Annotated in this window: 7 protein-coding genes; 1 reads left to right on the top strand and 6 read right to left on the bottom strand. The window is 64.9% G+C overall.

Annotated features, from left to right (window positions below; genetic code table 11):
- Nucleotides 1–13 precede the first annotated feature (13 nt).
- The 5 genes from H7225_RS04040 to H7225_RS04020 form a co-directional block, all read right to left on the bottom strand.
- Nucleotides 14–1357: a M20 family peptidase gene (locus H7225_RS04040; protein ID WP_290659502.1), complete on the bottom strand. Its 1344-nt coding sequence runs from the start codon at nt 1355–1357 to the stop codon at nt 14–16.
- On the bottom strand, nt 1321–1503 hold the full coding sequence (locus H7225_RS04035) for a hypothetical protein (RefSeq protein WP_290659501.1): 183 nt from the start codon (nt 1501–1503) through the stop codon (nt 1321–1323). The genes H7225_RS04040 and H7225_RS04035 overlap by 37 nt, the downstream gene beginning before the upstream one ends.
- Nucleotides 1496–2893 (bottom strand): TAXI family TRAP transporter solute-binding subunit, encoded by a 1398-nt coding sequence (locus tag H7225_RS04030; RefSeq protein WP_290659500.1) that lies wholly within the window; start codon nt 2891–2893, stop codon nt 1496–1498. The genes H7225_RS04035 and H7225_RS04030 overlap by 8 nt, the downstream gene beginning before the upstream one ends.
- 97 nt (nt 2894–2990) lie before the next feature.
- Nucleotides 2991–3428, bottom strand: a complete 438-nt coding sequence (locus H7225_RS04025; protein ID WP_290659499.1) for a DNA-binding protein — start codon at nt 3426–3428, stop codon at nt 2991–2993.
- Nucleotides 3394–3996, bottom strand: coding sequence for a MarR family transcriptional regulator (locus tag H7225_RS04020; protein WP_290659498.1), 603 nt, complete (start codon nt 3994–3996; stop codon nt 3394–3396). Before H7225_RS04020 ends, H7225_RS04025 begins: the two co-directional genes overlap by 35 nt.
- A gap of 198 nt (nt 3997–4194) precedes the next feature.
- Here H7225_RS04020 and H7225_RS04015 point away from each other — a divergent pair, with 198 nt between their 5' ends.
- A complete protein-coding gene (locus H7225_RS04015) occupies nt 4195–5502 on the top strand; it encodes a HipA domain-containing protein (RefSeq protein WP_290659497.1) in 1308 nt (435 codons plus the stop codon).
- Here H7225_RS04015 and H7225_RS04010 read toward each other — a convergent pair.
- A complete protein-coding gene (locus H7225_RS04010) occupies nt 5499–6569 on the bottom strand; it encodes an aminotransferase class I/II-fold pyridoxal phosphate-dependent enzyme (RefSeq protein WP_290659503.1) in 1071 nt (356 codons plus the stop codon). The genes H7225_RS04015 and H7225_RS04010 overlap by 4 nt on opposite strands.
- Between the last annotated feature and the right edge of the window lie 140 nt (nt 6570–6709).

The following is a 6709-nucleotide window of genomic DNA, read 5'->3' as shown; positions in this document are numbered from 1 at the left end:
GGGTGTGGTTGATTCAACGCTCATTGACATTCCGCAGCAAGCGCTCATAAAACTGAATCATTTCCGCATACTGCGCCACCCCAATGCGCTCATTCGTGCCATGAAGACGCGGCAAGTCTTGGGCCGTGGCGTGAATGGGCCGAAAGCGCAGGATGGTCTCGGCCAAGTCCGTGAAGTGGATGGAGTCCGTGCCGCCGATCAACAGCCCCGGCGCCACCACGGTGCCGGGCTGCAACTCGCGGATGCTGCGCGCCAGGGCGCGGTACGCCGCTGAGTCGGTACTGGACACGGGCGCGGCCTCTGCACTTTTGGGCTGGCGCTCCACGCTCACGTCCAGGCCTTCCACCACCTGCTGCACGTGTTGGATCACCTGCTGGCTGGTGTTGCCCGGCAGCAGCCGGTAATTGATGGTGGCTATTGCCAACCCCGGCACCACGTTCTCCAACTCACCGGCGTTCAAGATGGTCGGCACGGCCGTGGTGCGCAGCATGGCGTCGGCGGCGGGGGTCTTGGCCAGCTCGCGCTCGACCAAAGACCGCGTCAGCCAAAGGTTGCTGAGCACCACGCGCATCGGGCCGCTCGCCTCTGCCGCCACCGACTCCATCATCTCGCGCGGCAAACCTTCCAATCGGCCAGGCAAGGGGTGGGCTTCCAGGCGCTGCAAGGCCTCGGCCAGCACCCCGATCGCATGGCGCTTGGGCGGTTGGCTGGAATGCCCCGGTTGCCCCTTGGCGGTGAGCTTGAGCGTGAGGTAGCCCTTCTGCGCCATGCCCACCAAGGCCACCGGCGCCTTCACGCCAGGCACCAGGCCGTGCGTGATCACCAGGCCTTCATCCAGCAGGAAATCGAGCTTGATGCCCTGCTGGCGCCACAGCTTGGCGACCTGCGCGGCACCCTCGTCGCCACCTACTTCTTCGTCGGCGTTGAACAGCAGGTAGATGGTTTGGCGCGGCTTGAAACCGGCCTTCACCAGGGATTCGACCGCTTCCAGGATGGCCATCACGCTGGACTTGTCATCCCAGGCGCCACGGCCCCACACGAAGCCGTCCTGGATCGCGCCCGAGAAGGGCGGCACCTGCCAGTCCTTGTCCGTGCCCGGCGCCACAGACACCACGTCCTGGTGGGCCAGCAAGGCGATGGGTTTGGCTTGAGGGTCCGTGCCCGGCCAGGTGTAGAGCAAGGCGTGCTGGCCGATGATCTGACGCGTCAAGGTGGCGTGCACAGCGGGGTAGCTGGTCTGGATGAGTTGGCGCAAGGCTTCAAACGATGCCGCGTTGGCATCGGTGGCAGACCACACGGTGCGCAACTGGACGGCGGCGCTCAGGCGCTGTGCTGCCGCGGCGGCATCGACCGCCACGCCCGGCCGGGGGCGACCTGGATTTGCCGTGAAGGGAAGCGCCAGGTTTGCCAGGCCAGGATCAAGGCCAAAGCCAGGACCAGCCCGGCCAGGAGCCAGAGGATGCGGCGGACCAGGGAGGGTTGGTGAGAAGGACGATCAGCCATGGTTCACCTGCTTCGCCAAGGGTGCAACGCTGGCCCGCGCCAGCAAGCGCCTGCGCGTTCTGTCAATGTTATTTCGGAGCGCATACAACTCATCGGCATGCGCCAGCGGTACCGTGATCTGCGCGGCCACGCGGGCCAGCTCATCCAGCTCGTTGAGCAATTCGGTGTGGTCGGCATCGCCGTCTTCCATGTGTGCCTCCACCTGCTGCAAGCGCGCATACCAGCGGAACACCCGCTGGCGCACCCGGTAGGTGTACAGCGGCGGCACCACACGTGACAGGGGCAGCAGCAACACGATCAAACCGCCGATGACCAGCCACATGCGCTCCAGCAGATTGCTGGCCCAGAAGGGCAGGTAGCGCTGGTAGACGGGCGGCGTGCCGTTGATGGCCCGATCGCCCTCGGGGCTGACCGGCAACTCACTGGTGCGGGTGTTCGGAAAATCCCGCGCGCCGTTGAACCAGCCAGATTCGCCGTGTACCTGCTGGGCCGTCTGCGCGAACAGCTGGCGCAAGGCGGGGTGGGTATCTTCACTGGTGAGCAGGGCCGTGGTGGTGGCCAGCAGGCCGATGCTGTCAGGCGGTTGGTTGCGGGCCAGGCTCACCATGCCGCGCGGCAGCGTCACCGTTTGCAAGAAGGGGAAGCGCCGCGCCAGTGCATCGGCCTGGGGCAGGTCGACCAGGGCGATGCCGGGTTCTTGCAGCAGGCGCTGCACCACCGGAGATTCGGGCGGGGTCACCAGCACCAGGGCGTCGAGCTGGCCGGTTTGCAGGGCCTGTGCGGCTGCTTCCGGTGTCATGTCGCTGGCGATGACCTCGTCGGGGGTCAGGCCGTTGGCTTGCAGCAGGCGGTTCATCAGCCCGGGCACGCCGCTGCCGGGCTGGTCGAGGTTGACGCGCAGGCCGCGCAGTTGGCTGAGCGAGGTCAGCGCCACGGCGGTGGCCACGCCCTGGTTGCTCGGCGCGCCTTTGATCGCGGCGGGGCGGTAGAAGATCCACAGGGGCTCGTAGAACAGCGCGCCGAGCGACATGATGCCGGCCTTGGCATCGTGGCGCATGTCGCCGCTGCCGCTGCCGCCCCGCACGAAGGCCACGTCGGCGCGGCCCTCGCGCAGGGCTTGCAGGTTGCCCACGGTGCCTTCGGTGGTGAGCAGCTGCACGCGGATGCCGTCACTGGCCAAGGCTTGGGCATAGCGTTGGCCGAAATCGGCATAGGCGCTGCCCGCAGGCCCCGTGGCCAGCGTGACGGTGCGCGGGGGTTGCGGGTCGAGCCACCAGTAGGTGGCGGCCAGCAGGCTGAGGGCCAGCAGCAGCACGGGGCCGGCCGAGGCCAGCATGTCGCGCAGCGAGAGCAAGGCCAGGAGCAAGGCTTGTTTGAGTTGGCGGGTCATGACACGGGATCGCTTTAAATTCTTTGCCATTCTGCTGGCGGGGGGATCTTGGGCGCCTTGAGCGGCGCCCGCCCTCGCCGCAAAGCCACCATAACGCTCACAGCAACTCGGGTTTGTTCGCTGCCAGCCAAACCACCACATGCGCGTGCAGCTCTTTGGCACCCATCAAGCAAGCCAACACCGCCGAGTCGGGCACCAAATCACCAGAGTAATCCGCCAGGTTTCGTTGCTTGCGCAGCGCATCCAGCACGATGACTTTCTGGGTGGGCAAGGCCATGGTCAGCGTCAATGTTTGAATGGCCGTCTGGTGGTGGCCGGGTTTGCTGGTCAGTGTGCGAAAGCCGTTGGCGTTGAGCGCCAGCATGGCCAGCTGCATGATCGCTTTGTAGGCAGCGTCAAAGCGGTTCTCGGCGCTCAGCCCATCCAGCTGCGCATCGTCAATGTTGCGCTGTGCGGCGGCCAGCAGCTTGGCCACTTGCGCCTTGTCAGGCGCGATGGTGTCAAGGCTGATGCCCAGCAAGTTCTGCAAGCTCATGCTCACTCCCGATCAAGAATATTTTGGGTTTGGACAGCACATCGCGCAAAAACGGCTCAGACCCGGCTTTCTGCGAAAATTCGTCCGCAGAAAATACCTTGGGGTTCACTTCTCGGCCCAAGTCAGCTTGTGCGGGGTAAAGCAGCTCCACCGCTTGCCCGAAGCCCACATTGCCGATCAACATGAGGTCGATGTCACTGCCTGCTGTTTCGCGCGCTTGCGCGACAGAGCCAAACACAAACGCCACGCGGATGTGAGGGGCGGCCGGGGCCAGAGCTTGTACCAGCACATCGGCCATGCCGGAGGTTTTGCGCAGCATGCTGGCCAGCTCGGTGAACACAGGGCAGGTTTTGTCAGCGCTGTAGACCTGCTGGTTGCCGCGCTTTTCGCGCCGCAGCAAGCCCACCTCGGCCAGCTTGGTGAGCTCCCGAGTGACCGTGCCTGCGGCCAGGCCCGTTCGGCGCGCAATCTCTCGCCCGTGCAGGGCCTCGTCGGGGCGCAGCAACAGGAGGCCGAGCACTCGGCGGCGGTATTCGGGCAGCAGGACGGAGGCAAGTGATTGATGCATTTTCGGCCTCAATTGTCGCTTATTTTGCATCGATAATCCACCGCCATTGACTGGCAGTCGCTTGCGATGGGTCTTTGATAGTCAAAATCAAAAAAAGCCTCATAGAATAAATGAATTATTCATGAATTATTCTTAAAAGCCATGACCTCGGGATCTGAGCACGAAAATTCCCAGCGAATCAAGGAGTTGGAGCGCACCATGCGCTTCGGCCCCCGCTCGGCCAAGGAGTTGATGAATGCGCTGGGTGTCAGCCAACCAACCCTGTCACGAACCATTCAGGCGTACCCCGCCTTGTTCACCTCCTTCAGGGTGTCAGGCGACCGAACCCCGAAGTACGGCAGGCTGCGGGATCTGCCCGGCGGCCTCAACCCCCGTCAAACGATTTTCAGGATTTCGAACACCGGCACGATGGAGACCTTTGCCGAGGTCGAGTTCCTGACCGGGGGCGCGACCTTGGAGCGAACGCCGACGCAGACCACCTTGTACGAAGGCCTGCCGCCCTACATGGCCTTTTCTTCGCCCTCCGGCTTCCTTGGTCGGCAAGTGGCGAGAGCCGCGTCCGCGGTGGACACACACTTCCCCGAGAGCCTGAAGGACTGGGGTGACGACCACCGCGTGGCCCACCTTTTCACCCGTGGGCTGAACCTGGCCGGCAACCTGGTCTACGGCACCGCCTCGCTGCAGCGAGAGATGGATTTCCGCCAGCTGGCGCCGACGCCCCCTGCGCAGAAGCTGGACCACTGTGTGGCCATGGCGAACCAGCTCAAGGATTCGGCCCATGGCTCCAGCGCGGGGGGCGAGCAGCCCAAGTTTCTGATCCTTTCCGAGGACATGGGCCATGCCATTGTGAAGTTCGCCCGGCGGGGCAGCCGCATGGCGGAGCTGCTCCCCTTCGAGCACCTGGCGCTGCAATCATTGGCGGGCGTGGGCGTGCCTGCGTCCAAGACCCAGTTGCTGGCCTCCAACGACTACGTCTTCCTGGAGGTTCAACGCTTCGACCGGATCGGCGCCCATGGGCGTGTCGGGATGCTGTCGGCAGGGGCCATCGATGATGAGTTCTTTGGCGCGCGGGACACGTGGTCGGAGTTTGCCGCGCGCTGTCTGCAAGCCCGGTACCTGTCGGCACAAGACGTGTTGCATGTGGATGTGATGGCCGCCTTCAGCGAGCTCATTGGCAACACCGACCGGCACTTCGAGAACATCTCCGTGCTGCTGGGCGAAGACGGCGAGTACAGCGGCATTGCGCCGGCCTACGACATCTTGCCCATGCGTTACGCGTCCATCGGCGGCGGTGTGGACCCGGCCTTGACGCCCATCACGCCCAAGCTCAGCACCATTGGCGCCAAGCCCGAGGTTTGGGCCTTGGCGGCCGAAGCGGCGCATCGATTCTGGGAGGCTGTGCAGCAGGGCCAGCTGGAGCTGCCGGTGTCCACGGAGTTTCAAAGGTTGGCGGCCGAGAACCTGGCGGTGGACCGGGCGTTCCTGGTGCCCTTGCTGCCAGCTTAAACCGTGGCCACGAAGCGCTTGAGCCGTGCCAGGCCTTCGCGCAGGTCGCTTTGCGACGCGGCGTATGACAAGCGCACATGCTTGGCGGCCCCACACGATCCGAAGTCATGCCCCGGCGTCAGGGCCACGTGCGCCTCTTGCAACGCCCGCTCGCAAAAGCGCATCGCATCCAGCCCCGTGCCGCTCACATCGATGTACACGTAGAAGGCGCCATCGGGCCGCACGGGCACAGGCAGGCCGATGTCTTCAAGCCCTTGCAGCACCAGCGCCCGCCGCTCGGCGAACTCTTGCTTGCGCGCCTCGCACACCGCGATGGACTCGGGCGTGAAGCACGCCAATGCGGCCATCTGCGCAGGGCTTGAGGCGCAGATGTAGTAGTTCTGTGCCAGCCGCTCCATCGCAGGCACCAGCTCATCGGGCACCACGGCCCAGCCCAGGCGCCAGCCCGTCATGCCGAAGTACTTGGAAAAACTGTTGATGACGCAGGCACCGGGATCAAAGGCCAGCGCGGTTTGGGCGGGCTGGCCTGAGGCCGCGTCGACATCGCTCAGGTTCAGGTAGATCTCGTCGACGATGCGCCAGGCTCCATGCGCGTGAGCCCAGTCGCAGATGGCGGCCAGCTCGGCCCTTGGCACCGAGGTGCCGGTGGGGTTCGAGGGCGTGGCAATCATCAGGCCACTGGTGCGCGTGCTCCAGTGGCGCTGCACGGCCGACAGATCAAGCTGGAAGCGCGAGCTTGCATCGGTGGGCACCAGCCGCACGTCGGCGCCGAAGCCGCTTAAAAACTGGCGGTTGCAAGGGTAAGAGGGATCGCCCACCAGCACCTCGTCGCCCGGATCGACCAACGCGGCGGTGAGCAGCAGCAGCGCCGCCGAGGCGCCGGCCGTGACCACCACGCGCTCGGGGCTGATGCTGAGGCCATGCGCGCTTTGGTAGAAGCCGGCGATGGCCTCGCGCAAGGCGGGCAGGCCCAGTGCGCCGGTGTAAGGCAAGGGGGTGTGGCTGCCCGCGATGCGTTGCAGCTCGGCGCGCACGGCGGGTGGCGCGCCAAAGTCGGGCTCGCCCAGCCCCCTGAGTCAGACTAGTTGTCGCTCCCTTGAATTTGTGGATAACCCACATAGGAGCGCCACCCATGAAAAGAAATCGACATTCCAAAGAATTTGAAAACCAGGCTTTGATCAAGGTGCGAGAGCGCGGAGACAGGAGC

Origin of the sequence: Aquabacterium sp. (assembly GCF_014378415.1) — a bacterium.
In the GTDB taxonomy this organism is placed as follows: Bacteria; Pseudomonadota; Gammaproteobacteria; order Burkholderiales; family Burkholderiaceae_C; genus Aquabacterium.
This window is presented reverse-complemented; position numbering and strand designations above follow the sequence as displayed.